The 24,615-nt window shown below is 64.0% G+C and carries 27 protein-coding genes; 15 read left to right on the plus strand and 12 right to left on the minus strand.

Features of this window, described 5'->3' with window-relative positions:
- The first annotated feature begins 138 nt into the window (after positions 1–138).
- From Q7V31_RS00205 to Q7V31_RS00225, 5 genes are all read left to right on the plus strand, one after another.
- On the plus strand, positions 139–1,530 hold the full coding sequence (locus Q7V31_RS00205) for an NAD(P)/FAD-dependent oxidoreductase (RefSeq protein ID WP_304731695.1): 1,392 nt from the start codon (positions 139–141) through the stop codon (positions 1,528–1,530).
- On the plus strand, positions 1,527–2,339 hold the full coding sequence (locus Q7V31_RS00210) for a DUF1365 domain-containing protein (protein ID WP_304731696.1): 813 nt from the start codon (positions 1,527–1,529) through the stop codon (positions 2,337–2,339). Before Q7V31_RS00205 ends, Q7V31_RS00210 begins: the two co-directional genes overlap by 4 nt.
- An 85-nt stretch (positions 2,340–2,424) precedes the next feature.
- Positions 2,425–4,611, plus strand: coding sequence for a bifunctional diguanylate cyclase/phosphodiesterase (locus tag Q7V31_RS00215; protein WP_304731697.1), 2,187 nt, complete (start codon positions 2,425–2,427; stop codon positions 4,609–4,611).
- A 158-nt stretch (positions 4,612–4,769) separates the two neighbouring features.
- Complete coding sequence (locus Q7V31_RS00220; RefSeq protein ID WP_304731698.1) at positions 4,770–5,963, plus strand: acyl-CoA dehydrogenase family protein; 1,194 nt, start codon at positions 4,770–4,772, stop codon at positions 5,961–5,963.
- 11 nt (positions 5,964–5,974) lie between these two features.
- Complete coding sequence (locus Q7V31_RS00225; protein WP_304731699.1) at positions 5,975–7,069, plus strand: acyl-CoA dehydrogenase family protein; 1,095 nt, start codon at positions 5,975–5,977, stop codon at positions 7,067–7,069.
- 12 nt (positions 7,070–7,081) lie between these two features.
- On the opposite strand, the gene Q7V31_RS00230 is transcribed toward Q7V31_RS00225, so the two are convergent.
- Both Q7V31_RS00230 and Q7V31_RS00235 read right to left on the minus strand, forming a co-directional pair.
- The gene (locus tag Q7V31_RS00230; RefSeq protein ID WP_304731700.1) at positions 7,082–7,408 is read right to left on the minus strand and encodes a DUF1971 domain-containing protein; all 327 of its coding nucleotides are present in this window, start codon (positions 7,406–7,408) and stop codon (positions 7,082–7,084) included.
- Positions 7,408–7,860, minus strand: a complete 453-nt coding sequence (locus Q7V31_RS00235; protein WP_304731701.1) for an Rrf2 family transcriptional regulator — start codon at positions 7,858–7,860, stop codon at positions 7,408–7,410. The genes Q7V31_RS00230 and Q7V31_RS00235 overlap by 1 nt, the downstream gene beginning before the upstream one ends.
- Before the next feature lie 247 nt (positions 7,861–8,107).
- Here Q7V31_RS00235 and Q7V31_RS00240 point away from each other — a divergent pair, with 247 nt between their 5' ends.
- The 3 genes from Q7V31_RS00240 to Q7V31_RS00250 all read left to right on the plus strand — a co-directional run bounded on the left by Q7V31_RS00240 (position 8,108) and on the right by Q7V31_RS00250 (position 10,096).
- On the plus strand, positions 8,108–8,533 hold the full coding sequence (locus Q7V31_RS00240; RefSeq protein WP_304731702.1) for a hypothetical protein: 426 nt from the start codon (positions 8,108–8,110) through the stop codon (positions 8,531–8,533).
- Positions 8,534–8,640: 107 nt separating this feature from the next.
- Positions 8,641–8,916, plus strand: coding sequence for a SemiSWEET family sugar transporter (locus Q7V31_RS00245; protein ID WP_304731703.1), 276 nt, complete (start codon positions 8,641–8,643; stop codon positions 8,914–8,916).
- Positions 8,917–9,001: 85 nt separating this feature from the next.
- On the plus strand, positions 9,002–10,096 hold the full coding sequence (locus Q7V31_RS00250) for a zinc-binding dehydrogenase (RefSeq protein ID WP_304731704.1): 1,095 nt from the start codon (positions 9,002–9,004) through the stop codon (positions 10,094–10,096).
- 3 nt (positions 10,097–10,099) lie between these two features.
- Here Q7V31_RS00250 and Q7V31_RS00255 read toward each other — a convergent pair whose 3' ends face one another.
- On the minus strand, positions 10,100–10,702 hold the full coding sequence (locus tag Q7V31_RS00255) for a glutathione S-transferase N-terminal domain-containing protein (RefSeq protein ID WP_304731705.1): 603 nt from the start codon (positions 10,700–10,702) through the stop codon (positions 10,100–10,102).
- Between the two features lie 165 nt (positions 10,703–10,867).
- Here Q7V31_RS00255 and Q7V31_RS00260 point away from each other — a divergent pair, with 165 nt between their 5' ends.
- Both Q7V31_RS00260 and Q7V31_RS00265 read left to right on the plus strand, forming a co-directional pair.
- Positions 10,868–11,848: an SPFH domain-containing protein gene (locus tag Q7V31_RS00260; protein ID WP_304731706.1), complete on the plus strand. Its 981-nt coding sequence runs from the start codon at positions 10,868–10,870 to the stop codon at positions 11,846–11,848.
- Positions 11,849–11,851: 3 nt separating this feature from the next.
- Entirely contained in the window at positions 11,852–12,307 is a 456-nt protein-coding gene (locus Q7V31_RS00265) for an NfeD family protein (protein WP_304731707.1), read from the plus strand.
- Between the two features lie 3 nt (positions 12,308–12,310).
- Here Q7V31_RS00265 and Q7V31_RS00270 read toward each other — a convergent pair whose 3' ends face one another.
- The 5 genes from Q7V31_RS00270 to Q7V31_RS00290 all read right to left on the minus strand — a co-directional run bounded on the left by Q7V31_RS00270 (position 12,311) and on the right by Q7V31_RS00290 (position 17,278).
- Positions 12,311–12,817 (minus strand): hypothetical protein, encoded by a 507-nt coding sequence (locus Q7V31_RS00270; RefSeq protein WP_304731708.1) that lies wholly within the window; start codon positions 12,815–12,817, stop codon positions 12,311–12,313.
- 2 nt (positions 12,818–12,819) lie between these two features.
- A complete protein-coding gene (locus Q7V31_RS00275; RefSeq protein WP_304731709.1) occupies positions 12,820–13,320 on the minus strand; it encodes a phage holin family protein in 501 nt (166 codons plus the stop codon).
- A 9-nt stretch (positions 13,321–13,329) separates the two neighbouring features.
- On the minus strand, positions 13,330–13,578 hold the full coding sequence (locus Q7V31_RS00280; RefSeq protein ID WP_304731710.1) for a hypothetical protein: 249 nt from the start codon (positions 13,576–13,578) through the stop codon (positions 13,330–13,332).
- A 112-nt stretch (positions 13,579–13,690) separates the two neighbouring features.
- Positions 13,691–15,151 (minus strand): phospholipase D-like domain-containing protein, encoded by a 1,461-nt coding sequence (locus Q7V31_RS00285; RefSeq protein ID WP_304731711.1) that lies wholly within the window; start codon positions 15,149–15,151, stop codon positions 13,691–13,693.
- A gap of 60 nt (positions 15,152–15,211) precedes the next feature.
- The gene (locus tag Q7V31_RS00290; protein ID WP_304731712.1) at positions 15,212–17,278 is read right to left on the minus strand and encodes a TonB-dependent receptor; all 2,067 of its coding nucleotides are present in this window, start codon (positions 17,276–17,278) and stop codon (positions 15,212–15,214) included.
- A gap of 171 nt (positions 17,279–17,449) precedes the next feature.
- On the opposite strand from Q7V31_RS00290, the gene Q7V31_RS00295 reads away from it, so the two are divergent.
- Together Q7V31_RS00295 and Q7V31_RS00300 are read left to right on the plus strand one after the other, a co-directional pair.
- Positions 17,450–18,100, plus strand: a complete 651-nt coding sequence (locus tag Q7V31_RS00295) for a cytochrome c oxidase assembly protein (RefSeq protein ID WP_304731713.1) — start codon at positions 17,450–17,452, stop codon at positions 18,098–18,100.
- 60 nt (positions 18,101–18,160) lie between these two features.
- The gene (locus tag Q7V31_RS00300; protein ID WP_304731714.1) at positions 18,161–18,898 is read left to right on the plus strand and encodes a rhomboid family intramembrane serine protease; all 738 of its coding nucleotides are present in this window, start codon (positions 18,161–18,163) and stop codon (positions 18,896–18,898) included.
- 3 nt (positions 18,899–18,901) lie between these two features.
- Here the strand turns inward: Q7V31_RS00300 and Q7V31_RS00305 are convergent, their stop codons facing one another.
- The 3 genes from Q7V31_RS00305 to Q7V31_RS00315 all read right to left on the minus strand — a co-directional run bounded on the left by Q7V31_RS00305 (position 18,902) and on the right by Q7V31_RS00315 (position 21,727).
- Positions 18,902–19,792 carry an aldose 1-epimerase gene (locus tag Q7V31_RS00305; RefSeq protein ID WP_304731715.1) on the minus strand — a complete coding sequence of 297 codons (891 nt, stop codon included), beginning with the start codon at positions 19,790–19,792 and terminating at the stop codon, positions 18,902–18,904.
- Between the two features lie 168 nt (positions 19,793–19,960).
- Positions 19,961–20,539, minus strand: coding sequence for an SIS domain-containing protein (locus Q7V31_RS00310; protein ID WP_304731716.1), 579 nt, complete (start codon positions 20,537–20,539; stop codon positions 19,961–19,963).
- A 30-nt stretch (positions 20,540–20,569) separates the two neighbouring features.
- Entirely contained in the window at positions 20,570–21,727 is a 1,158-nt protein-coding gene (locus Q7V31_RS00315; RefSeq protein WP_304731717.1) for a site-2 protease family protein, read from the minus strand.
- A gap of 160 nt (positions 21,728–21,887) precedes the next feature.
- On the opposite strand from Q7V31_RS00315, the gene Q7V31_RS00320 reads away from it, so the two are divergent.
- From Q7V31_RS00320 to Q7V31_RS00330, 3 genes are all read left to right on the plus strand, one after another.
- A complete protein-coding gene (locus Q7V31_RS00320; protein WP_304731718.1) occupies positions 21,888–22,076 on the plus strand; it encodes a hypothetical protein in 189 nt (62 codons plus the stop codon).
- A 25-nt stretch (positions 22,077–22,101) separates the two neighbouring features.
- Positions 22,102–23,274, plus strand: a complete 1,173-nt coding sequence (locus tag Q7V31_RS00325) for a hypothetical protein (protein WP_304731719.1) — start codon at positions 22,102–22,104, stop codon at positions 23,272–23,274.
- Between the two features lie 338 nt (positions 23,275–23,612).
- Entirely contained in the window at positions 23,613–23,807 is a 195-nt protein-coding gene (locus Q7V31_RS00330) for a hypothetical protein (protein ID WP_304731720.1), read from the plus strand.
- Between the two features lie 34 nt (positions 23,808–23,841).
- On the opposite strand, the gene Q7V31_RS00335 is transcribed toward Q7V31_RS00330, so the two are convergent.
- A complete protein-coding gene (locus Q7V31_RS00335; protein ID WP_304731721.1) occupies positions 23,842–24,492 on the minus strand; it encodes a PAS domain-containing protein in 651 nt (216 codons plus the stop codon).
- Between the last annotated feature and the right edge of the window lie 123 nt (positions 24,493–24,615).

The following is a 24,615-nucleotide window of genomic DNA, read 5'->3' on the forward strand; positions in this document are numbered from 1 at the left end:
GGGCGCCGCCCCGTCAAGTCTAGGGGTTGGGCGCCGTTTGCGAAAGGTGCATCAACAGCGCTGCCCGTGTGGCATGGTGATCCGGGGCCGGCGGCATGACGTATGGAGCATGACAGTTTTTCCTCTCCGAGGCACATAATGGCCCCCTTCGACGACCGCGCTTCCCGTTCCCTTACCAGGAACGGCCCCGACCGTCCGCGGCTGCGCATCGCCGTTGTCGGCACCGGCATATCGGGCTTGTCGGCCGCATGGCTGCTTTCGTTGGGCCACGACGTGACCGTTTACGAAAAGAATGCGCGCATCGGCGGTCATTCCAACACGGTCGTCGCCGATTTGCCGGAAGGGCCGGTGCCGGTCGATACCGGGTTCATCGTTTACAATGAGCGCAACTACCCCAATCTGACCGCGATGTTCAATGTGCTCGACGTCAAGACGAGCGCCAGCAACATGTCGTTTGCCGCCTCGCTCGAAACGGCCGGCGGGCGGCGCTTCGAGTATTCGGGCTCCGGGCTCAACGGCATTTTCGCCGACCGGCGCAATATCGCCAGCCCGCGCATGTGGCGCATGATCGGCGACATTCTGAAGCTTTATCGTTCGGCGCCGGGGCTTGCCTTGCAGGCCGGGCTCGACGAAAAACCGCTTGGTGAATTCCTGCGCGAGCAGGGCTATTCGGCATCGCTGCGCGACGACCATCTGCTGCCCATGTGCGCGGCGATCTGGTCGCTGCCGATCGAGCGCGTGGAGCAATTTCCGGCGCTGGCCTTTCTGCGCTTTTTCGATAATCACGGGTTGATGGGTTTGAGCGGCCGGCCGGCCTGGCGCACGGTGACCGGCGGTTCGCGCGAATATGTGTCGAAGCTCGCGATGCCGTTCGGTGCCCGTATCCGCACCGGCTGCGGCGTTACCTCGATCAGCCGCGATGCCAGCGGCGTGACGGTCAGCGACACAAAGGGCGGTGTCGCGCGCTACGATCATGTCGTCATCGCCGCGCATAGCGACGAGGCCCTGTCGCTCCTCGCAGACGCCGACCGGCGTGAGCGGGCGTTGCTCGGTGCCATGCCCTATCAGCGCAACGTCGCCTGGCTGCATTCCGATCCTGCCTACATGCCGCTCAACAAACGCGTCTGGTCGAGCTGGAACTATATGGGCGGCGGCGCCGGCTCGCCGGTCTGCGTCAGCTACTGGATGAACCGGTTGCAACCGTTGCCGACGGAACGGCCGCTTTTCGTGACACTCAATCCTTCGCACGATCCGGCGCCCGGCAGCGTCCATGCGCGGATCGACTACGATCATCCGGTGTTCGACACGGGCGCCTTCGCTGCGCAGCGCCAACTCTGGGATATTCAGGGCGTGCGGCGAACGTGGTTTTGCGGCGCCTATTTCGGCTCGGGGTTCCACGAGGATGGCTTGCAGGCGGGACTTGCCGTTGCCGAGCAACTGGGTGGTGTCCAGCGACCATGGACCGTTGCCAACCCGTCCAGCCGCATTTCTCTTGCACCGCCGCCGATGGCATTGGCGGTGACGACGTGACCACAAGCACCATGTCGCGTCTCTATTCCGGCACGGTGTTTCATCGGCGGTTGCGCCCTCGCGTTCACAAGCTCTCCTATCGTGTTTTCTACATGCTCCTCGATCTCGACGAATTGCCGTCGCTGGGGCGGCGCTTGCGCCTTTTCGCGCATAACCGGTTTTCACTGTTCGGCTTTCACGACAAGGATCATGGCGACGGATCCGGACGGCCGCTCCGAGGCTGGATCGAGGCGCAGCTGGCGCGTGCCGGGATCGATCTCGGTGGTGGACGCATCGCGGTGCTGTGCCTGCCGCGCGTGCTCGGCCATGTCTTCAATCCGCTGACCGTCTATTTCTGCCATCGTACCGATGGCGGACTTGTGGCGATGCTATACGAGGTCAACAACACGTTCGGCGAGCGACACAGCTATCTCATTCCCGTGGAGACGCCCGGGGCCGGCGTCGTGTCGCAGGGCTGCGACAAGGCGTTTTATGTATCGCCGTTCCTCCCGGTTGCCGGGCGCTATCATTTCAAGGTGTTGCGGCCGGGGGCGCGGCTGGCGCTGACGATCCGCGAGAGCGACGAGGGCGGCGCGATGCTGACGGCTTCCTTTGCCGGCACGGCGCGGCCGTTTACCGACCGGCAGCTTGCCATCACCTTCCTCCAGCACCCTTTGCTGACCCTGAAAGTTGTCGGCGGAATCCATTGGGAAGCGCTTCGGCTGTGGCTCAAAGGTATCAAGCTGGCCGACCGGCCGGCGGCGCCGTCGAGCCCGGTGACGATTGTTCCGTTCCGGGACAACGGCCCTGCGGCAATGCCGGGCGCGTAACGCAATCTTAGTTTCCCAGCCTCTATAAACACTTGAGATTCCTGCCAATCCGGCCTCTTGCCGGGTTCGCCGCGCGAGGAAGCAAGTGTCGATCGAGTATGAGCGTGATGCGCTGCAGCGCGAAGTGTTGCCGTCCGGCCAGGAGGGCAGGCCGGCGCATGCCCGCTCCTTCGTGTCGGAGCTGCGCGGCAGCATTGCGGTGCAATTCCTGTCGCTGCGCGCCAGGGTGGTCGGTCTTCTGACGCTGATCGGCGCGGTACTGGTGGCGATGAGCGGCATCTATGTCTTCATCATGTTCAACCAGAACCTTGCGCGTGAGGCCGAACTGCGCGCGGGTGCGGCCGGCGAAGTGCTGGCCTATGCGGTACGGCGCGCCGACTCGCTGAACGAAATGGAACCGATCCTTTCGGCGATCGGCAACGCGCCCTATATCGCGGAGGCGGCAATTGCCGGCAGCGACGGGCGGATCGTCGCGTCGTCCCATCCGTCGTGGCGCGGCAAGAGCATTGCCGCCATTGCGGCGGCCTATCCGGACATGCGGACCATAGCGCCACGTCCGATCTCGATTGAACAACAGACGCAACTGGCGGGTGGAAATGTCCGCGGCGGCGACTACGCCGTGTGGCTCGACCTGGTCGATGACGGCGCGCGTGCCGTGGCCATTATACGCATCGACACAGATCGGGTGGCCGCACGGCTGATGGGCCAGGCATGGAACACCATGACCTGGCTTGCCATGACGGCGATCCTCGCCATTCTCACCGTTTCGATGCTGATCCACCGCATTCTCGTGGCGCCGATCGAGGCCTTGCGCGACTATGCGCAGGACCAACAGCAGGACGAAGCGGCGAAGCCGGAACAAGGCGACGAGATCGGTGTGGTGTCGCGGGCGCTCACGGCCTCCATTCAGGCGCGGCGGGATGGCGAAACGCAGTTGGCCCTCCTCGCCTCGACCGACGGACTGACCGGGCTCGGCAATCGTGGTTTCTTCAAGGCGGCGCTGGCCGAAGCGATTTCCGGCGCCGAACGGCATGGCGGCTATGTCGGCGTGATGATCCTCAATCTCGGCGGCTTCAAGAGCATCAACGATACGCTGGGTCACGATTCAGGCGATCTCGTGTTGCAACGGACAGCCGATATTCTGAAGGGTTGCCGGCGCGAAGGCGATGTGGTGGCGCGCATTGGCGGCGACGAATTCGGGATCGTGCTTCGCAACGTCCGCGGCGCCGACGAAGCGCTCGAACTGGCAAGCCGTTTTGTGCGGGCCGTGGGAACACCGTTCCGTCTCGGCGTGCAGGAGCTGCAACAGGCTTCCTGCGTCGGTATGACATTGTTTCCGCAGGATGGCCGCGACGCCGACGTGCTCATAAAGAACGCCGACCTGGCGTTGTCTCGGGCCCAGCAGGAGGGCGCGGGGGCTTGCGTGCTCTACCGCCATGAACTGCATCTGCGTGCCATCGAGCGCAACCAGATCGAGCGCGACCTGCGCAGTGTCGTGGCGCGGCAGGAACTCAAACTCTATTACCAGCCGAAAGTCGATGTCGCGACCGGGCAAGTGACCGGCGCGGAAGCATTGATCCGCTGGCATCATGAAGAGCGCGGTTTCATTCCACCCTCGGTTTTCATTCCGGTGGCCGAGCGGTGCGGGATCATCGTCGAACTCACCAAATGGGTTCTTGCCGAGGCCTGTCGCCAGAATCGGGCATGGCAGGATGCCGGCTTGCTGCGGATCGCCGTTGCGGTCAACGTGTCGGCGATCGATCTCCGGCGTGCCGACCTTACCGATACGATCGCCAATACGCTGATTGCGCACGGGCTTTCGCCGCAATATCTTGAACTCGAAGTCACCGAAAGCATGGTGATGCAGGACGTCGACACGGTCATCGGCACGCTGCGCCGCCTCCGGAGCCTTGGTATCGGCATCGGCATCGACGATTTCGGCACCGGCTATTCGTCGCTTGCCTATCTCAAGCGGTTCCCGGTCAAGCGGCTGAAGATCGACCGCAGCTTCATCAACGACATTGCAGACCGACGCGACGGGCATGTGATTCCGAAGGTCATTATCGACCTTGCGCATGCGCTGGGCGTGTCGGTGGTCGCCGAAGGTGTCGAAAGTGCCGATCAATTCGACATGTTGCGTGAGCTTGGCTGCGACGAGGTGCAGGGCTATTTCCTCGGCCGTCCGATGCCGGCCGCCGAATTCGAGATCTTCCTGCGCAACTCGCCGGCCGGGGGCTTGTGTCCCCCCGCGGTTGCGGGCTCGGCCGCCTGAAACTTCCCGTCGTCGGTATCCTTGACGCAGCGTGCGCCTTGCACATGTTCGCGGCGCTTTACGCGCGCGCGGCGGGCGCTACACTCCGACTTCCGCAATAGCAACAATGAGCGCCGGCGCCTGACGGGCCGCCCGCGCCGCGCCGGGAGACGCCCTTCATGGATCTCGCTTACGGGCCCCAATACGAAGCTTTTCGTGCCGAGGTTCGCGCCTTTATCGCTGCACATGGCGCCAAGGCGCCACGCCGCTTTGGCGTCTCACGTCCGTCGGAGGAGACGCAAGCCTGGCAGCGCCTGCTGATCGAGTATGGCTATGCGGCGCGCACCATTCCGAAAGAGTATGGCGGCTACGGCGCTGCGCCCGACATTTTGCAGTCGCGCATCATTGCGGAAGAGTTCACGGCGGCCGGTCTGCCGATGGGCATTGCCAATCAGGGTATTTCGATGCTGGTGCCGACGCTGCTCGAACTCGGCACCGAAGAGCAGAAGAAAAAGTGGATTGCACCGACACTCAGAGGCGAGGTCGTCTGGTGCCAGGGCTATTCGGAGCCGGGCTCGGGTTCCGATCTCGCCTCGTTGCAGACCAGGGCGGTGGAAGACGGCGACGACTTTGTTATCAACGGGCAGAAAATATGGACCTCGACGGCGCATGCGGCCGACATGATCTTCTGCCTCGTGCGGACGGAGCCCGATGCGAAGAAGCATGAAGGCATTTCCTACCTGATCTTCTCGATGCAAACACCGGGCATCGAGGTGCGCCCGCTGAAGACGATGACGGGGCATGCCGAGTTCAACGAGGTCTTCTTCACCGACGTGCGGGTGCCACAGAAGGACATTGTGGCCGGGCGGGGGCAGGGCTGGTTCGTTGCCAATGCCACGCTGAAGCACGAGCGCGGCATGCTGGGCGATCCGAACCAGGCCGGAACGCGGCTGAAGGAAATCACCGACCTGATGCACAAGGAGACGGTGGACGGAACGCGGCTGATCGACCATCCGCTCTATCGCGACCGTCTTGTCGCGCTGCAGGGCCGCGTGTTTGCGATGCAGTTTCACGGGCTCCGGTTGCTCACCTCTGCAGCCAAGGGTGAAGACGCCGGCATCGCGCGCCTGATCGTCAAGCTGCAGGGCTGCGAGATCAATCACCAACTGGCGGCACTCGCCATCGACGTGCTGGGCGAGATCGGCGTTCTTTACGAGGACAGTCCGCACCTGAAGGCGCAAGGCGCGTGGCAGCATCGCTACATGTTCGACCTCGGCCTGATCATCGGCGGCGGTACGGCGCAAATCCAGAAGAACATCATTTCGGAGCGCGGGCTCGGTATGCCGCGCGAACCGAAGCCGGCCAAAGCATAAGGAGCGGATCCATGGAATTCGGATTGTCGGAAGACCAGAAGCTGCTTCAGGAAAGCATCGGCCGGACGCTCGAAAAGGTTTCACCGCTGGAGCGCGTGCGCAAGGCGGCCGAAGCGCATGAGGCCTGCGCCGGGGATGTCCGTGCGGCGCTGACCGAACTCGGTGTTGCGGGCATGCTCGTCGCCGAGGAACATGGCGGCATGGGCATGACGCTGCTCGATGCGGCGCTTGCATCCGAAATGCTTGGCCGCCATGTCGCGCCGGTGCCGTTCGTCGCCACGGCCGTGATGGCGCCGATCGCACTTGCCGGCGCGGGCTCGAAGGCGCAGCAGGCGGCGTGGCTGCCGAAGCTCGCATCCGGCGAAGCAGTGGCCGGCGTTGCCGTTTCGGAGCGGGCGGCGGGTGCGCGCGAGGGTGCGGGCGTCATCGCGTCGGGGGCCAAGCTCGACGGCACGGCGCTGTTCGTCCTCGATGCGGCGGGCGCCGATGTTTTTATCGTCGCGGACAAGATCGGCGGGCTTCATCTTGTGAAGGGCGATGCAAAGGGGCTGACGCGGATTGCGCTTACCAGCATCGACCTGACGCGGCCGCTCGGCGAGTTGCGCTTCAACAAGGTTGAAGCCGAACCGCTTTCGGCCGGCGATGCCGGCGCGACCCTTCGGCGCATGATCGATGCCGGCCGCGTGATGCTGGCCGCCGACACGCTCGGCGCCGGCGGTATGATGATCGAGAAGGCGGTCGCCTATGCCGGTGAGCGCAAGCAGTTCGGCCGCGTCATCGGTTCGTTCCAGGCGGTCAAGCATATGTGTGCCGAGATGGCGGCCGAACTCGAGCCCTGCCGGTCGCTGGTCTGGTATGCGGCGCATGCCTTCGACACGATGCCGGACGAGGCCAGCCTGATGGCGGCGCATGCAAAGTCGCTGACGTCGGAAACCGGACGCTTTGTCGCGCGCACCGCGACGGAGGTTCATGGCGGCATGGGTTTCACCGATCTTGTCGGGTTGCATTACTGGTTCAAGCGGATCGGCCTCAATCGGCAATTGCTCGGCGGGCCGGAACGGGTGCGCCACGAAGCGGCGGTGTTGCAGGGCTGGGCGGCGGATTGAGAGCCGGCGCCCTTATTTTCCGCGCACTATCTGGCCGGCATGCGGCGAGCCGGCGGGCGGATTGGCCGCATGGAACTCGACGAAAAAGCTGACTGGTCCCATGGGCTGCACGTCATGCGGCTCTTCGGGATGGACAACGCCCGGTTGTGCCGACATCAGTACCTGCGTGCCGGACGGTCCGTCGCGCCGATAGAGCAGTTTTCCCTTCAGCACATGGATCAGCGCCCAGACGCCCGGTCTGGTGCGATGTTCGCGGCGAAGGCCTGCGGGAATGCTGTCCTGGTCGAAGACCGGCGTGCGTTTGTAGGCGGTCAGCCCTTCCAGCAGTACTTCCGTCATCAGGCATGGGCCTCCGGTTCCAGCAGCTTGCGCATGCGGCGGAGTTTGCCGGGATTGCGGACCAGATCGGCGAGGCTGTAGCGGTCGAGAACTGCGAGAAAGGCGGCCAGCGCCTCTTCCAGCGGGCCGCGGAGGCCGCAGACCGAACTGATCACGCAGCTGTTCGCCTCCCGATCGAAACATTCGACCAGAGCGAAGCTGTCCTCCGTCGTCCGCAGTACGGCGCCGAGATTGATGTCCTCGGGCTTCCCGCCGAGGCGCAATCCGCCGCTGCGACCGCGAACGGTCTCGATGAAACCGCCCTGCGCCAGCGTCTGCGCGACCTTCATCAGGTGGTTTCTGGAAATACCGTAACGCGCCGCGATCTCCTCGATGGTGTGGAGCTCGTCTGGCTCCATGGCCAGCAGCATCAGCATCCGGAGGGCATAGTCCGTATGTAGCGTGACGCGCATTCCGTCCAACTCCCCAAGGTCGATCTGTACAGAATAGCACATGCGTCCGGTCAAACTACCGATCCGGCGCCGCGCCGCATTTCCGCGTGCGATCCTTCCGGCGAAACAATTTGTCGCAGCACTCCGGCCGCATTCGCGATTGCGCGAGGGCTTACGGGGGAATCATATGAGGTATATTAAATACTTCTTTTAATCCAGCCGGACCGAAGAGATGCCGGCGCGCGCGCCACGAGGGAGAAATGCAGCGATGAATGCCGAGTGTTTTTTTCATCACAATTCGACAGCAAATATTCCGAGTTTGCCCTTCGCCGATCTGCACAAAGGCACCTATATCGCCGGCGGCCTTGCCTGGCTGGCCTTTATCGCGGTCTTCTGGGTCGGATTCGCGACCGATCTCCACAGCGCCTTCATGATCGCCATCAGCACCGTCTACATGCTGATGTATTTCGTGACGCCTGGCCTGATGATCCGCATGGCGGGACGGTTCACGGCGCATCGGCAGGCCGACGGGCATTTCGATGCCTTTCTGGCGGGCGAGGTTGGCACCCATACCGGGTCGATCGGCGGCCGCGAGGCCCTGATCCAGATCATCCTGGTTCCGGCGGCGCTGACGCTCTGCACGGGCGGCATCGCCTATGCCTATCATGCGGCGCGTCAGGCGGCCGGCGTCTGAAGGCGGCGTGGCGGCGGGACCGGTCCGGCCGAAGGGTCCCCTTGCCAAAATATCGGAGCAGGCGTCATATGCGCGCGTTCCGCGCAACCCCGCCTGTCCGGTGCCCCATGAGCGAACTCGGCTATATCGCGGCCTTTCTGACCACGCTCGCCTTCGTGCCGCAGGCGGTGAAGACGATCCGCAGCCGCGACACCGCAGGGCTGTCGCTCGGCATGTACGGGCTGCTGACGGTCGGCATCTTTCTGTGGCTGCTGCATGGCATCAACCGGCAGGACTATGCGCTGATCGGGGCCAATGCGGTGACGCTGCTGCTGGCGCTGCCGATTTTTCTGATCATTCTCGGCAATGAGCGGGCGGCGCGGCGTTCCGGCGCAAAGAAATAGACTCCAGTCTATTTTATCGCTTGCCTCGGCCGTTCCCGCCTGCTTGCATATCGCCAACAAGAAATCCTACCGGGAGGCTCAATCCATGCGCGCGGCCATTTTCCGCAAAGGCGATCTCGTCGCCGACACCATTCCAGATCCCGTCCCGCAAGCCGGCCAGGTGCTGGTCAAGACACTGGCCTGCGGCATTTGCGGGTCGGACCTGCATGCGTTCCACCATGCCGACAAGATGGTCGAAGCGGCACAGCGTTCGGGGTCGAGCTTCACCATGGACCTCAAGCGCGACATCGTGTTCGGGCACGAGTTCTGTGCCGAGGTTCTGGACCATGGGCCGGGCACGGAAAAGAAGCACAAGCCCGGTACGCGTGTTTGCTCGATGCCGATCGCCGTCACGCTCAATGGCGAGAAGGCCGATATGCAGCCGGTCGGCTACTCCAACGAAATGCCGGGCGGCTTTGCCGAGCAGATGGTGCTGAACGAGATGTTGCTGCTGGAGGTGCCGAACGGGCTGCCGACCGAGCAGGCGGCGCTGACCGAACCGATGGCGGTGGGCTGGCATGCGGTCGAGAAGGCGCGGCTCACTGACAATGACATCCCGCTCGTTGTCGGCTGCGGGCCTGTCGGGCTTGCCGTCATTGCCGGCCTCAAGATCAAGAATATCCATCCGATCATCGCCGCCGATTTCAGCCCGGCGCGGCGCAAGCTGGCCGAGAAAATGGGCGCCGACATCGTCATCGATCCGGCCGCGCATTCGCCCTACAAGCGCTGGAGCGACGAAGCGACGCCGGAGGGCTACGATCCGAAGAACCTGATGACCCTGCTGGGCATGGGGCCGCAGCTCCGGCCCGGCGTCATTTTCGAATGCGTCGGTGTGCCCGGCATCATCCAGCAGATTTTCGAAGGCGCGACGCGGCATGCCCGCGTGGTCGTGGTCGGCGTCTGCATGGAGCAGGACCGGTTCGAGCCGTTCTTCGGCATCAACAAGGAACTGAACGTCCAATTCGTGCTCGGCTACACGCCGGAAGAATTTGCCTTGACGCTGCATCATCTCGCCGAAGGCCAGATCGATGGTGCGCCGCTCGTCACCGCCAAAGTCGGCGTCGAGGGCGTGAAAGAAGCATTCAGCGAACTCGGTAATCCCGAAAAGCACGCCAAGATTCTGGTCGAACCCTGGCGCTAGGCTTCACACCGGCGGGGCGGTTTCGGCGAAGGATTGACGTTTCGCGAGGTCGCGCCACCAGCCGGCGAGTTCCGGCGCGCCGGCCTGCCAGTTCATCGCCGCGTGGCGGAAGTCGAGATAGCCGAGCGCCGCGCCCGTTGCGATGCCGCCAATGTCGAGCGGGCCGTCGAGAAGGCTGACCTCGTGCTCGAGCACGCCGATGCCGCGCGTGACGGCGCGGCGCCAGCGGCCCATCCACATTTCCGAACGCTCCGTTTCTGGCCGGTTCATCTCGAAGACCAGCGACACGGCTGCGTCCATGATGCCGTCGGCCAGCGCCTGGAAGCGCAGTGCCCGCCAGCGCTCCGGGCCCGCGGCCGGAAAGAGCGGCGGGCCGGCGAGCACGGCGTCCAGATATTCGCAGATCAGCGGACTGTCGAAAAAGGAGGTGCCATCCTTCAGGATCAGTGCCGGCACCTTGCCGAGCGGATTGGCTTCAATGAGCGATTGCGGATCGCTCATCGCCGCGGCCAGTTCCTCCGTGACCTGCGCCAATGCGCCTTTCTCACGGATCAGGACGCGGACCTTGCGGGCGAAAGGCGACGTGGGCGAGTGGTAGAGCTTCATCGGCGGTATCTCCTGTTGCGATGCGGCGCATCCTAAGCCGGATCGCGGACCGCCGGAACAGTCCGTATGCCCCCTGCGCGGTTCTTGATCTTCCATATTTAAACTGGCGATGCTCCGATTTCGTCTAGACTGGGTGGCAAGATCAAACATGGAGGAGACGTGAAGATGGGCGGCGGCACAATTTTCGTTCTTGTCATTCTTCTGCTTGCGTTCATTTTCCTGCTGCGCGCGGTGAAAATCGTTCCGCAGGGCTACATCTACACGGTGGAGCGTTTCGGGCGCTACACGCACAGCCTGACGCCGGGCCTCGGCCTCATCATTCCGTTTGTCGATTCGATCGGCAACAAGGTCAATGTGATGGAGACCGTGCTCGACGTGCAGAGCCAGGAGATCATCACGCGCGACAATGCGATGGTCACCGTGGACGGCGTTGTCTTCTTCCAGGTGCTCGACGCGGCCAAGGCCTCCTATGAGGTCAATTTTCTCGAAAATGCGATCCTCAATCTCACCATGACGAATATAAGGACGGTGATGGGCGGCATGGATCTCGACGAATTGCTGTCGCAGCGCGATGCGATCAATGCGCGGCTGCTCAGTGTCGTCGACGAGGCGACGCATCCCTGGGGCGTCAAGGTGACGCGCATCGAGATCAAGGACATAGCGCCTCCGCGTGACATCGTGGACAGCATGGCGCGGCAGATGAAGGCGGAACGCGACAAGCGCGCGTCGATCCTTGAAGCGGAAGGCAAGCGGCAGGCATCGATCCTTGCCGCCGAGGGCGAGAAGCAGGCGGCGATCCTCGAAGCCGAAGGGCGACGCGAAGCGGCATTCCGCGATGCCGAAGCGCGCGAGCGCGAGGCGGAAGCCGAAGCGAAGGCAACGCAGGTGGTGAGCCGGGCCATTGCGGAAGGCGATGTGCAGGCAATCAACTATTTCGTCGCGGGAAAGTATATCGAGGCGCTGAGGTTGATCGCCACCTCGCCAAATCAGAAGCTTGTGCTGATGCCGCTTGAAGCGGCGAGCGTGATCGGTGCTATCGGCGGAATCAGTGAAATCGCACGCGAGGCTTTCGGTGCGGGTGACGGCGGCGGGACGCCGCGCCGTCCGGGTTCTGCGGGTTCGGTGCCGCGGACGGGTGGGGCCTAGGCGATGGATGCAGACAATTTTTTCCTTACCCTTGTGGACGATTGGGCGTGGTTCATTGCCGCCGCGGTGTTCGCGATCGTCGAGCTGGTCGCGCCTGGTGTGCTCTTCATCTGGATCGCGGCGGCGGCCGCCGCGGTGGGTGTGCTGACACTTCTGCTGGATCCGCCGCTGCTGGTGCAGCTCGCAATATTTGCCGTGCTGTCCGTCGCTTTCGTCTGGGCGTCGCGGCGCTATCTGACGCGGAATTTGGCGGAAAGCGATCACCCGACCCTCAACCAGCGCGGCGCCGGCTATATCGGTCAGATATTTACCGTTGAGCAGGAGATACGCAACGGGCGCGGCAAGTTGCGCGTTGGCGACGGATTGTGGCTGGCGCAAGGGGCTGACGCGCCTGCCGGCGCCCGGGTGAAGGTCGTCGGTGCAGACGGCTCGACGCTGATCGTGGAGCCGGCGGACTGACCGTCAGAGGCAGGCGGTGCCGCTGGTGTGGCCGTTCATGGCGCGGACCGTGCGCCATTCGACGAAATCGCGGCAGATGCGTCCACGTTCATCGGTGAAGTCGCGGATGGGCGTGATCTTGCCGCTGGCGCGTTCGGAAGCGGTGAACCAGGTCACGTGCTGGCGCAGCGGCACCGTCATCATTTTGGCCAGCGCCTCGCGACGCGCCTGTGCCGCAAGGCCGGTCAGCGACGGGCCCTCCGAGCCGCCGACCGCATAGCCGATCGCAACGCCGGCGGCGACCGCAATCTCGGTCCCGCTTCCGGCGCCGATCGCCATGCCGAGCAGCGCGCCGCCGGCCGGTCCGACCAGACCTGTGCCGCGATCGTCGACCGGGACGCCGCCGATCAGCGGCTCAGCCTTTCTCATCGTGACTTCCGGCTGGGGCAGAACCGCCTGCGCGCAGGCCGAAAGCATCAGAACCGCAAACGCCGATGCGGCGGCAAGTCGCTTTGCACCAATACGCAGCATTTTCATTCCTTGCGCAGATAAGGCATCAGGAAACGTCGCAGCACAGGGCTCATCGCGGCGAGTGCGCCGATGATGATGGTGATCAGCGGCAGGCTGCCGGTCGAGCCCTTGACGATGCCGAGCAGGCCGAGGCTCAACTCGTTGAGCGTCCGTTCGATGGTGTCGAAGTCGCGCTTCACATTGCTGCGGGCCTGAAGAATGGCACTGTTGGCCAGTTCCATCTCCAGCCGGTCGGCGCGGCCGGGGGCCTTGGCGGCGAGGAGCAGCGCGATGAAGGCCAGCGCCGCCAGCGCGCCGCCGGTGATCAATGCGCCCAGCGGATAACCGTAGATTTCGGACAGCGCCAGAAAGCCGGCGATCACCAACATCGTCAGCGCGAAAAGCGCAATGAAGGCCGCCATACCGATCAGCGAGAGTTTGCGCGCGAGGCGGCGCGCTTCGAGTTCGGCACGAAAAAGCTCGGCCTCGGCGAGTTTGCGGATTTGGGGTGTCGGATCGATCATCGCGGCCTCCTATCGCGCCAGCAGTCGGCCGATGAGAAATCCGAGGCCAAAAGCGAGCAGCGCGCTCGGTATCGGATGCGCGTCGATCTGTTTGTGAATGTCGCCGAGGCCTTCCTGCAATCTTTCTCCGATCGCTTCTGCATCCTCGATGCCGAACGCGACTTCGCCGCGGGCCTCCTCAAGCGCTTTTTTCAGCGCTTCGATCTCGGCCTGCAAGGCTTCGATTGATGCTTTCTCGTCCGGCTTCTTGTCGCTCATCGGCTGCACCTTCCACTTCGGGCCAGCACCCCCGCCTGGCCTTTCAGCATAGCCCCCTTGCCGGCAGTTACAAGGCGGGCAGGGCGGCCGGCCGGTGTTTGTGCGGTCGCGTTCAGAGATAGGGCGAGGCGAGGCGGAAGAAGGCATCGCGGATGCGGACCGGCAGCGAGCGGCCGGTCAGGTCGGCCAGCGACACAGGGCGGGCGGTGGCGATCTTTGCTTCGACGATCGTGTCGAGTGTCCGGGCAAAGCTCGCGCCGTAACATTCGAGGTTGAACTCAAAATTGAGACGAAGACTGCGGTCGTCCCAGTTGGCCGAACCGACCATCGACCACATGCCGTCCACCGTCATGATCTTGGTGTGGTCGAAGGGGCCGGTCGACTTCCAGATACGGCAACCGGCGCGGGCCAGCCATTCGAGTTGCGGTGTCGCCGCCCAATCGATGAAAGGCAGGTTGCTCGCTTGCGGCAGGACGATGTCGACGACGACGCCGCGCATGGCGGCGACCGAGATGGCGGTACGGAGCGTTGCGTCGGGCAGGAAATACGGCGTCACGATGCGGATGTTACGACGCGCTTCGGCCAATGCGCCGAGCAGCGTCCAGCGGATCGGGTTGAGCCCCATATCGGGGCCCGCCGGCAGGCCGCGCGCCACCAGGTCGCCTGCTTCGACAACGTCCGGAAACCAGTCCGGTCCGTCGAGAAGCTCGCCGGTGGTAAAATTCCACTCATAGGCGAAGGTGTGCATCAGATGGGCCACAACCGGGCCTTCGATACGAAAATGATAATCGAGGATCGGTTTGGCCGGTTGGGTGGCGGCAATGTTGCCGGCGGCGATGTTCATGCCGCCGGTAAAGCCGTGGCGGCCGTCCACCACCATGATCTTCTGATGGTTCCGCATGTTGAGATAGGGCATCTGCCAGGGCATGAACGAATGCAGGAAGCGCGCATAGTCGATGCCGCGTTCCTGCAGGAGCGGAATGAGCGACGGGCGCGAATACCAGGAGCCGACACCGTCGATCAACAGGCGGACGCGGACGCCGCGATTGAGTGCGGCGGTCAGCGCATCGACGAAGCGCCGGCCGGCCGGATCGTTGTTGAAGATGTAGGTCGAAATCGCGATCGAACGCTCGGCACCGTCGATGGCGGCGATCATTGCCGGATAGGCTTCGTCGCCGTTCTGCAGCACGCCGATCGTGTTGCCATGTTCGAAACTTTCCGGCAGCACCTTCTGGCCGAAGCGCGCGAGACTTTCCAATGCCTTCAGTTTCGGGTCGTCGCTCTCCTTTTCGATCAGGGCCGTTCCGCCATGGCGCGGCGGCAGCGGTGCCAGCAGCAGCCTCTCGTTTTTCGTCCCGCGCAATTCGCGGGCGCGGCGCTGGATACGGTTGATGCCGAACAGCAGGTAGACGACCCAGCCGATGAAGGGCACCAGGACGATGAAGCCAACCCAGCCCGCCGCCGCGCGCTCGTCGCTCTTGTTGAGCATCACATGGATCGCGGCGCCGATCGCGCCGCCGAACTGGATGATGGCCAGGAGGATCGGCCAGAGATCTGAGAATCCGGTCTGCATGGACGTTCAGACTAGAGCATGACGCGGGCGCGGTCGCGCCTCATATCGGTTCCGGCCGGATCAGAATCGCAAACTCGCGCCAAGGATCAATCCGCGATCCTCGCCGGGAAAGTAGCGCGGACCCGTGAAGCCGACATCGCCCCGGTCCGCATAGCGGCGATCGAGGATATTGGTCAGCTTGCCGAACAAGCCGACATTCTCGCTCACGGCATAGTCGAGACGCAGGTTGAAGAGATCGTGACCGTCATACGCCACGGTGTTGCCGGCATCCATCCAGTAGGCGCCCATATGGACCCATTCGAGCTCGGCACGGGCCGCGCCATCGAGGAAATTGTAGCCGAGGCGGACATTGCCGATGGTGCGCGGCGCGGTGTCCACATCATCGCCGTCCCGGATGGTCTCGCTGGGGGTGATGCGGTCGAAAGCGTAGGTGTGGCGAGCCCAGGTGCCGGCCGCGGCAATGTCGAAGCCGGCGCCGAGCGGTGCTGCAAGCTCGACTTCGATGCCGGCATGGTTGGTCTTGCCGTCCGAGACGTTGAAGCCGGCGGCGTCGCGGAAATAATAGTTCCGTTTCTCCATGTAGAAGATGTTGGTTTCGTAGCGCACGCCCATCCAGTCGCCCCGCGCGCCGACCTCGATGCTGTCGAGTTCTTCCGACTTGGCTTCGCCGGGCACCTGCAGCCGCTGCAGGCGATAGAGATCCGTCGTCTGCGGCGCCCGGGCGCCGCGGGCGAGGTTGACGTAACCGGTCACATTGTCGTTGAACTTGTGCAGCAGACCGATCTTGGGCGTCAGGTCGGTGAACTCGTCGTCGCGGCTCGGAATGCGCAGGAAGCGTCCGAAAATACCCACCGGCGCATGATTGGTGTAGTCATAGCGCGTGTATTCGAGGCGCAGTCCCGCCGTAAGCAATGTCGCCGGCGTCAGTTTCCATTCGCTGTGGATATAGGGCGCCAGCACCAGCGCCTTTACCGTGTAGTCGTAATGTGTGCCGACAGGCGAGTTGTTCGGCGGCGGCGGCGTCGGTGCGACGACATACTGGATCTCGCTCAGCGAACCGTCGGTATACTCGCTATCGAAGCCGAAGATGATCCGGTGGCCGCCTTCGAGATCGGCAACGAGACTCGACAGAAGTCCACCGCTCCAATGGCTGTTTTCCTCGACCGGCTTGCCGGGCAGGAAGTGCATCAGGAAATTCATCTCGTTCTTGCGTGCATAGGGTGTCAGCACCAGCATGAGATCGTCGGTGATGTCGCGCTCGACACGAACGGCCGCGCGCACCGCCCAGGCATCGCGATAGGCCTCCGGATCGAGGTTGGTCCGGTAGAGCGCCGGGTCCTTGTAGGCGTTGAGACCGACGACGAAGCCGGCCGTTTCCTGATTGACATTGACGGCCGTCAGCGTGGCGACCGCGCGCGTGTCCGGCGTCGCAAAATCGTAGCGCAGGCGTGCCTTCTGCTGGTCGAGGCCGGAATCGGCGCGGAAGCCGCCATCGCTGTAAGTCGAAAAACTGCCGCGGAAGCCATGCGTCGTCAGGCCTTCGCCGCGCAATGTGCGGCTTGCGGTGCCGATCGTTTTCCAGCGGTCGTAGGGTCCGGCCCATGCGGTCAGTTCGGCGTCGCCGTCGATGGCGGGCGGACGGCTGAGGAAATTGATCAGGCCATGTTCGGCATTGGAGCCGAAGCGGGCGCTGCCGGGCCCGCGCACCACCTCGATGCCGCCCGAGACCTCGTCCATCGCCTCCATCAACGCGTTGACATTGGCAAAGCCCGCCGCGCGCATCGGCACGCCGTCTTCCAGATAGAGGAACGAGCCGGCACCGGCGCCGGCCGTCAAGACGGGCGAGCGAATGGCCGTCAGATGTTCGGCGCCGCTGCCCTGCTGGATGCCGAGGCCGGGCAGGCGGTTCAGCGCCTCGGCCGGCTGCAGCGGCAGGATGAATGCTGCCTCGTCACCTGAAATTCGCGAGATGTTGCCGATATGGCTGGCCCGCGGGGTTCCGAATCCCGTGGTGGTGACGATCAGCTCGTCGAGCACCGGCGGCTCGTTTTCGGCGAGTGCCCCTGCTGCCAGCGACATGGCCAGTGCCCCGGCGCCCAATCCCAACGCAATCCGAATTCCCGACATCGGTCCCCCCGTCCGTTACGCACGCCCTGCGACCGGCTCTTGCGGCCGGCTTCCGGCCCATTGTTACCATGACCGGCGTGCAGGTCGACCCCCGGCGCGGCCATCTGCCGCGCGGCTTGGGAGAGCGCTATTTCTTGCCCGGCGGACGGTCCGGAATTAGGGTGTGGCCCCATGAAGATACTGGGGACGCATATTCCGCCGGTCGCGCTTTCGGGTGCGATTCTCGCCATGATGACGACGGCCGTCGTCTATTCGCCGACGCTGTACGAAATGTTCTGCGCGGCGACGGGCTATGGCGGCACGGTCAGCGTCAACCGGCCGCTTCGCGCCGATCTCAATGAGGCCGGGCCGCCCATCACCGTGCGCTTCGATGCCAATATTTCGCCGGGGCTGAAATGGGATTTCCGCCCCGCGCAACGCGACGTGCAGACGCGGATCGGGCTGCCGACGACCGTTTACTATCACGCCACCAATACAAGCGACGAGACGCTGGTCGGTCGCGCCACCTTCAATGTAACGCCCGAATCGGCCGGCTATTTCTTCAACAAGACCGAGTGCTTCTGCTTCGTCGAACAGAAGCTGGCGCCGGGCGAAAGCGCCGAAATGCCGATCGTTTTCTTCGTCGATCCCGAGATGCTGGACGACGTCGATGCGAAAGGCATTCGTACCATCACGCTTTCCTACACTTTCTTCCGCCAGACCTCCGACGAAGACGCCATCGCCTCGGCGCGTTCGCTGCGCGAAGGCTCGGAGCGGCAGAAACAGGACCTTGCGATCGCCGAAACGGCCGAATTTTCGATCCGGGCGCCGCATGTCCGCTAGGCCGGACCTCGAAACCCTGTAGGCTCAGGCTCGCAGTTCGCCACCAGCCCGGCAGGCCCCATGTTTCCCGTTTCCGACGACAATCCCGAACCCGGCACGCCGATTGTGACCTGGGCGCTGATCGCGGCCTGCGTCGCGGTGTTTTTCTGGCAGATGTCGCTGCCGCCGGGCGCCGACGAGCTGGCCGTCTATCATTACGGGCTGATCCCCGGGGTGCTGTTCGGTTCGGTGGCGATGGCCGATGCGCCGCTGCCGGCCTGGGGCACCGTCATCAGTTCGATGTTCATGCATGGCAGCCTGATGCATCTCGCCGGCAACATGCTTTATCTCTGGATTTTCGGCGACAATGTCGAACTGGCGATGGGGCGCGTGCGCTTCATTATCTTCTATGTCGTCTGCGGTGCGGCGGCGGCGCTGACGCATGCGTTCCTGGTGCCGGGTTCCACCATCCCGCTGGTCGGCGCCAGCGGTGCGATCTCCGGCGTGCTTGGCGCTTATCTGCTGCTCTATCCGCGGGCCCGGGTGCGGGTTGTCTTCATTCCGCTTCCGCTGATCCTGCTGCGCACCTTTTATGTCCCGGCGCTGATCGTGCTCGGTCTCTGGTTTGTCATTCAGGTTGTCAGCGGTCTCGGCAGCGACATCGAGGAGGCGGGCGTCGCCTTCTGGGCGCATGTCGGCGGTTTTGTCGCCGGCGGGTTGTTGATTCCTTTCTTCAAGCGCCGCGATGTGCCGTTTTTCCACAAGCCGGCGCCGCGCGTCTTCGACAGCCGAAACCAGCGTCGCGGGCCCTGGGGCTGAGTGTCAGCGCGGCTCGACGGCGAAGCGGCAGGTCAATTCCAGTGTTTCGCCGGGCGCCAGCGCAACGAGGCCGGTGACGCTTTCGGCTTCCGGCCGGTTGACGGCGTCGGGCGCATGGCTGACCGGCTCGGCGCAAAAGAAGTCCTCACCCGGCGGCGCATAGACGATGGCATGCGGTGCGCCCGTCGCTTCGATCCTGAGCGCGAAGGGCCGGTCGTCCCAGTCGACGCGCATGTGCCCGTCCGATCCCGAGAAGCAATGATCGACCTCGACATCCTTCATCGCCTGCGGCGGGTCGAAGCGCCACTTCTTCGGCGTCGCGGCGAGGCCGGTCGGAATGCCGTCCGCATCGCTCTCCCAGACGCGCGGCAGATGCGCGGCGAGGTGCGCCGTCGCGCGCGCCTCGAAAAAGGGATGCAGACCGAGACCGGCCGGCATCGCCTCGCCGGCGCGATTGGTCAGGCGCATCGTGACCGCAAGGCCCGTCTCGTCCAGCGCGAAATGCTGCTCGGCCTCGAAGCTCCACGGCCATGTCCAGTGCGGGTCATGCCCGTCGTGATGAAAGCGCAGGCGCGCCCGGGCGGGGTGTGCCTCCGCAACCTCCCATGCCGTCTGCCAGCCCCGTCCATGGATGGCGTGAGGCGCGCAAATGTGATCGGGCGGCAATTGCACCTGGCGGCCGGCGAAAGAGAAGCGGCCGTTCGTGATGCGCCCGGAAAAGGGCACCAGCGGATAGCAGGCCATGTCGAGCGGACCCGGTGCCGCGATGCCCGGCGGCAGCGGCCGCAGCATCTGCTGCACGCCGTTCGTATGCGTGGCGCTGAAACGCGCAATGCAGCCGCCGGTTTCGGGTGCCAGCGCCACCTCGAGATGTCCTTGCGTCAGTATCGGCATTGGCGGTTTGCCCTTTTGCGTTGGCCGGCCCTGCGGCGGTCGGAAGAAGCCCTCAAGCAGGTTTTGCGCCTCGATCGGGCCGGGGCCGGCCTCCGTTGTGCCGTTTAATCGTATGATTTTCAGAAAGACCGAAGGCGTGACAGGGCTTTTTGCGCGCCGCCGCGCGGTTCAGACGTAGCCGAGATTTTTCTCGATGCCGGCGCAGAGCATGTGGCCGATGACGATATGCATTTCCTGGATGCGTGCGGTGGTTTTCGACGGCACGCAGATCAGGTGATCGGCCCATTCCCTCGTCGCATCGGGCTCGGCGCCGGTCAGCGCCGCGGTGACGAGGCCCTGGCGGCGGGCGGCGGCCAGCGCCAGCGCCACGTTGGGGCTCGTGCCGGACGTCGAAATGCCGATGGCGAGATCGCCGCGCCGTCCCAGCGCTTCCACCTGGCGCTCGAAGACATGCGCATAGCCCATGTCGTTGGCGGCCGCCGTCAGCACCGAGGTGTCGGTCGTCAGCGCCAGCGCCGGAATGGCCGGGCGGTCCTTGACGAAACGCACCGATAGCACGGCGGCGATCTGCTGCGCGGCCGCGGCGCTGCCGCCATTGCCGAACAGGATCAGCTTGCCGCCGCCGGCCACCGCTTCCGAACAGGCCGCCACGAGGCTCGTGAAATCATGCTCGAGTTTCTTGGCCGTCTCATGCGCCACTTTCAGATGTTCGTCGAAAGTCGCGTGGAAAATCTCGCTCGTGCCCAAGATGGTCCTCTTCGTTCGAAACCGGCCCGTTTATAGGCCCTTGGCCGCCGTTCCGCCAGTACGCGGCCCCAGCTCTTCCTTCAGCCGCAACAGCCGCATGATGTCGCGCAGCGCGACAATGCCGACCAGCTTGCCGCCGCTGACCACCAGCAGCCGACCGTTGCCGCTCTCGCGCATCGTCTTCAGCGCCGCCTCGCCGCTTTCATCGGCGCCGATGGCGGTCAGACGCGACAGCGGATGCATCGCCTCGCGCACGCTCAGGCGTTCCCAGTTGGCGCGCTCGATATTGCGCAGATCGCTGACGCTGATCGAGCCGACAAGTCTGTCGCCGTCCAGTACCGGAAAGGTTTCGTGGAAGGAGCCGTAGATGTGCTCGTCGACCAGCCGCCGCAAGTTGATGACGGCCGGCACGGTCAGCGGATTGGCCGTCATGAAGCGCGACACCGGTTCCGACTTCAGCAATTGATGGGTCTGCAATTGCGTGTAGGAGGCGCGCGAGGCGGTGTTGAGAAAGAGCCCGATCAGGCCCCACCAGATGCCGGCGACCAGATTGCCCGACAGCAGGCTGAACAGGCCGAGCGCGATCAGGCCGAGCCCGAAGCCCTGGCCGACGCGCGAGGCACGCTTCGTCGCCGCGTCGATATCGCCCGATCGGCCCCAGAGCCAGGCGCGGTAGACGCGGCCGCCATCGAGCGGAAAGGCCGGCACCATGTTGAAAATGGCGAGGATCAGATTGATCAGCGCCAGATAGCGCGCCACGCCCGATATGGTTTCGGGCAAGGCCGCGGCCAGCGCCGCCGCGCCGATCAGATAGAAGCCCGCCGCCAGCCCGAGGCTCGCAATCGGACCGGCGATGGCCATCATGAATTCCGCGCGCGGCGTCGGCGGTTCCTTTTCCATCTGCGCCACACCGCCGAAGATGAAAAGCGTGATGCCCGAGATCGGAATGTCGTAGCGCCGCGCCACCACCGAATGCGAGAGCTCGTGCAGGACGATCGAGAGAAACAGTCCCATCGCGCCGACAATGCCCATCGACCAGTAGGTGGCGGTATCGAGGCCCGGATAGAATTCGGGGAAATAGCCGGTCGACAACGTCCAGGAGATCAGCAGGGCGATGAAAATCCAGCTGACATCGAGCTTGACGTCGAATCCCGCCAGCCGGAAAAGCCTCAATTGCGCGCCGAACATCCTGTCTCCTTCATGATTGCCGTTTGCGGCCATTCTACACATAATTGCCGCAACCCCGGTGGCGGCAAACGGTCGCCCGGTCATTCGTGCTTGTCTGAGCGCCGCAGGCGTCCATACTGCCTCTATATGGCTGTCGTCGGAACTATACCGGGAGGATGTCATGGCGCTTTGGACAAGATGGCTGATCACGCTTGCGGCCATGCTGATTGCGAGTGTCGTTGCCGGCTATTTGTGGAACTGGATGTTCAACGCCGACATTCCGAGCTATCTCAGCGGGCTGGTCGGCGGCGCGGCAGCGGTGCCGGTCTGGGAATTGCTGAAGCGGATGGACGGCACCCCGGCGTCGTAGGGTTTCGTTGCGGACCGGGAAACAGGTGGCCGGAATTTTCATCATCAAGAACATGAGCGCATGGGCCGGGCGTTTGCTGGGCGGCGTGATCGCGACGGCGATCGGAGTGCCGGCTGCCACGGCCGAAGAAACATGGACGCTCAGCGGCGATCTGCGCGGCGGCTATTTCGCCAGCGAGAGCAAGGCCCGCAACGGCACGGTCACCGAGGTCGACGCCTTGCGCGGCCGGCTGCGGCTGGCGGCCGAGCGCGATATCGGCGCCGATTTTCATTTTCGCGCCCGTCTGGCGGGCCGCTACGGGCAGCACCAGACCGGCCATGGTTTCCACCTGCATGGTTATGCCTCGACCTCGACCGGCATGGAGCTTGGCGAGACGACGCTTGACGAGTTCTATCTCGATTACGCGGACGAAAGCCGTCCATGGTCGCTCCGTGTCGGTCGCTTCCAGAACCAGTTCGCGCTGGAAGGCGTTGCGTCGAAGGGGCTCGACCGCAATGACAGCCCCAATATCGATGTCACATGGACGGACGGCATTCACTATCGCTATCGGATACAGCCCGGCTGGCGCGCTCATGTCGTTCTGCAACACAACCATCGCAACGGGCCCGGCGCGGCCGTGCGGGCACCGCTCGATTTTTCCGACAATGGCAGCCGCGTTGCGGTTTTCTCTGGCCTGGAGGCGACAGAGTCTCTGGGGCCGATCGTGCAACGGATGATCGGCGTCACCTGGATGCCCGAGGCGCTCGCTTCGGACGGAACGGCGTTTTCGCGTCGCGAGGATTACATCACGCTGGTCGGCCGCATGGCCGCCAGCTGGACACTCACCGATGACGGCCTTCGTCTCGTGCCCGGCTTCGAGATCGGCTATGCGCCCAACCGGCCGCGCGCCACCGTCACCGGCTCGGGCGACGCGGGCGATGCCGGCGGGCTCGCCTGGCAGGCAGCCGTCAGCTTCTATGACATCGCGCCCGGCCATAATCTCGGACTTGTCTATGCGCGCATCGATGCCGGCTGGCTGCTCTCCGGCGATTTTCGCGGCAATGACGAATTGTCGGAGGTCCGCTACCAGTGGCGCTTTTCGCCGCAATGGTCCTTTGAAGCCCGCTACCGGCTGCGCGAAGAGATCGATGTTCCGGCGGCCGCACCCGGCCGGCGCGAGGATCGCGATTTCTATCTGCGGATATCCGGCCGATTCTGAACGGTGCTTTCCTGACCTCGGACGAAGGTGGGGCGTGTTCCGCGCCCTTGTCGTCCAATTGCGTCATGCGGGCGCGGACCCCGTTTTCCAGTCCCCCCCCCTCAAGTGCTCCGGCGCTTTTTTGAATCAAACGGCGCAAATCCGCGCGACGCGATGCAAAGCGCGCCGCCGCCGACGCCTGCACTACGTATATTCCGATTCTGTCCTTGCCCGTCGAATTGCGCGACCATTATTGAAGTTGGACGTCCCGTAAGGGAAGAGTGCGACCGAAGTCCTCGCTCAGAGTCCCCGCCCCCCCGAGCTGAGCGAGGACTTCACATCGCCTCCGGAGATGTCCCTTGAGTCAGATCATCTATTATCAGCGGCCCGAAGCGCATGCCGCGGTTTCCCGGATCATGGTTCCGACCGAGGCCGGGACGGTGAAGCAAATTCGCCGTCTGCAGGCGCTTGGTTACACCATTGTCAGTGTTTCGGCGGGCGCGGATGCAGAGGAACCTCTGCAGCGCATCCCGAAGCTGAGAGCCGTCCGCTGAGCGCCGGCTCGTCGGCGCCGGCCGCCTTTTCCTGTCAGGGAAAAAGGTCCTCGATGTTTTCAATGACCTCGATATAGCTGACCGACGGGTCGATCTCGACGCCGAAGCCGAGCGTTGCCTGTTCGATCCCTTCATATTCGAAAGTCAGAACCGCCATGATGATATTGGGCCGTTCGCCGTCCTCGGACAGCGGCAGCAGCAGGCGATTGACGGTCAGGCTGCTTTCCCGCGATGCGACATATTTTCCCCGCGAAAACACCGGCAGCCGTTCTTTCCAGGCTGTCTGATAAAGCCTCCGGGTGAATTCGTCCGGCCCGGGCGCCGCCGCGTCTCCCTCATATTCGCCGATATATTTTCCGGTCAGGTCGGCGCCGAAGGCGGTGACGACTGCCGTGCCGACCAGGCGGCAGCGAAAGCGCGTGCCGTCCGCCAGCGCGTCGGCGAGCATGATGCTGGGCAATATCTCCTTGATCTCGCCGGGAACGATGTCGGACCGTTGCGGCATGCGCCGCGTGCCGCGCTTCCCGTTCCAGTAGACGAGCGCCTTGCTCAGTTTCGAGTCGTTCAGATAGTCGTATCTGACGAGGCCGGACTTTTCGGGTCCCGGAGTATCGGCGGGCGGCATGTCCGGGTCGTCGGCGCTCAGGGCTTCGCGGTCATGGGCCTTGTCCGACGGGTATTGCATGAGCAATCGCGCCTTTTCTGAGGTTCGGGATGTTCGGATGGGAGATCGAGACGCCAACCATCGAACCGCCATCGACCATCGCCCCGGCGAGGGCCCGTTGTCTGAAACCGGTGGTTTCGACGC

Source organism: Parvibaculum sp. (assembly GCF_030651915.1).
Lineage (GTDB): Bacteria > Pseudomonadota > Alphaproteobacteria > Parvibaculales > Parvibaculaceae > Parvibaculum.

What these genes read in the sequence shown, in the direction of transcription:
- Q7V31_RS00205 (WP_304731695.1), top strand. Translation starts at nt 139, where the DNA reads ATGGCCCCCTTCGACGACCGCGCTTCCCGTTCCCTTACCAGGAACGGC.
- Q7V31_RS00220 (WP_304731698.1), top strand. Translation starts at nt 4,770, where the DNA reads ATGGATCTCGCTTACGGGCCCCAATACGAAGCTTTTCGTGCCGAGGTT.
- Q7V31_RS00225 (WP_304731699.1), top strand. Translation starts at nt 5,975, where the DNA reads ATGGAATTCGGATTGTCGGAAGACCAGAAGCTGCTTCAGGAAAGCATC.
- Q7V31_RS00230 (WP_304731700.1), bottom strand. Translation starts at nt 7,408, where the DNA reads ATGACGGAAGTACTGCTGGAAGGGCTGACCGCCTACAAACGCACGCCG.
- Q7V31_RS00235 (WP_304731701.1), bottom strand. Translation starts at nt 7,860, where the DNA reads ATGCGCGTCACGCTACATACGGACTATGCCCTCCGGATGCTGATGCTG.
- Q7V31_RS00240 (WP_304731702.1), top strand. Translation starts at nt 8,108, where the DNA reads ATGAATGCCGAGTGTTTTTTTCATCACAATTCGACAGCAAATATTCCG.
- Q7V31_RS00245 (WP_304731703.1), top strand. Translation starts at nt 8,641, where the DNA reads ATGAGCGAACTCGGCTATATCGCGGCCTTTCTGACCACGCTCGCCTTC.
- Q7V31_RS00250 (WP_304731704.1), top strand. Translation starts at nt 9,002, where the DNA reads ATGCGCGCGGCCATTTTCCGCAAAGGCGATCTCGTCGCCGACACCATT.
- Q7V31_RS00255 (WP_304731705.1), bottom strand. Translation starts at nt 10,702, where the DNA reads ATGAAGCTCTACCACTCGCCCACGTCGCCTTTCGCCCGCAAGGTCCGC.
- Q7V31_RS00260 (WP_304731706.1), top strand. Translation starts at nt 10,868, where the DNA reads ATGGGCGGCGGCACAATTTTCGTTCTTGTCATTCTTCTGCTTGCGTTC.
- Q7V31_RS00265 (WP_304731707.1), top strand. Translation starts at nt 11,852, where the DNA reads ATGGATGCAGACAATTTTTTCCTTACCCTTGTGGACGATTGGGCGTGG.
- Q7V31_RS00270 (WP_304731708.1), bottom strand. Translation starts at nt 12,817, where the DNA reads ATGCTGCGTATTGGTGCAAAGCGACTTGCCGCCGCATCGGCGTTTGCG.
- Q7V31_RS00275 (WP_304731709.1), bottom strand. Translation starts at nt 13,320, where the DNA reads ATGATCGATCCGACACCCCAAATCCGCAAACTCGCCGAGGCCGAGCTT.
- Q7V31_RS00280 (WP_304731710.1), bottom strand. Translation starts at nt 13,578, where the DNA reads ATGAGCGACAAGAAGCCGGACGAGAAAGCATCAATCGAAGCCTTGCAG.
- Q7V31_RS00285 (WP_304731711.1), bottom strand. Translation starts at nt 15,151, where the DNA reads ATGCAGACCGGATTCTCAGATCTCTGGCCGATCCTCCTGGCCATCATC.
- Q7V31_RS00290 (WP_304731712.1), bottom strand. Translation starts at nt 17,278, where the DNA reads ATGTCGGGAATTCGGATTGCGTTGGGATTGGGCGCCGGGGCACTGGCC.
- Q7V31_RS00295 (WP_304731713.1), top strand. Translation starts at nt 17,450, where the DNA reads ATGAAGATACTGGGGACGCATATTCCGCCGGTCGCGCTTTCGGGTGCG.
- Q7V31_RS00300 (WP_304731714.1), top strand. Translation starts at nt 18,161, where the DNA reads ATGTTTCCCGTTTCCGACGACAATCCCGAACCCGGCACGCCGATTGTG.
- Q7V31_RS00305 (WP_304731715.1), bottom strand. Translation starts at nt 19,792, where the DNA reads ATGCCGATACTGACGCAAGGACATCTCGAGGTGGCGCTGGCACCCGAA.
- Q7V31_RS00315 (WP_304731717.1), bottom strand. Translation starts at nt 21,727, where the DNA reads ATGTTCGGCGCGCAATTGAGGCTTTTCCGGCTGGCGGGATTCGACGTC.
- Q7V31_RS00320 (WP_304731718.1), top strand. Translation starts at nt 21,888, where the DNA reads ATGGCGCTTTGGACAAGATGGCTGATCACGCTTGCGGCCATGCTGATT.
- Q7V31_RS00335 (WP_304731721.1), bottom strand. Translation starts at nt 24,492, where the DNA reads ATGCAATACCCGTCGGACAAGGCCCATGACCGCGAAGCCCTGAGCGCC.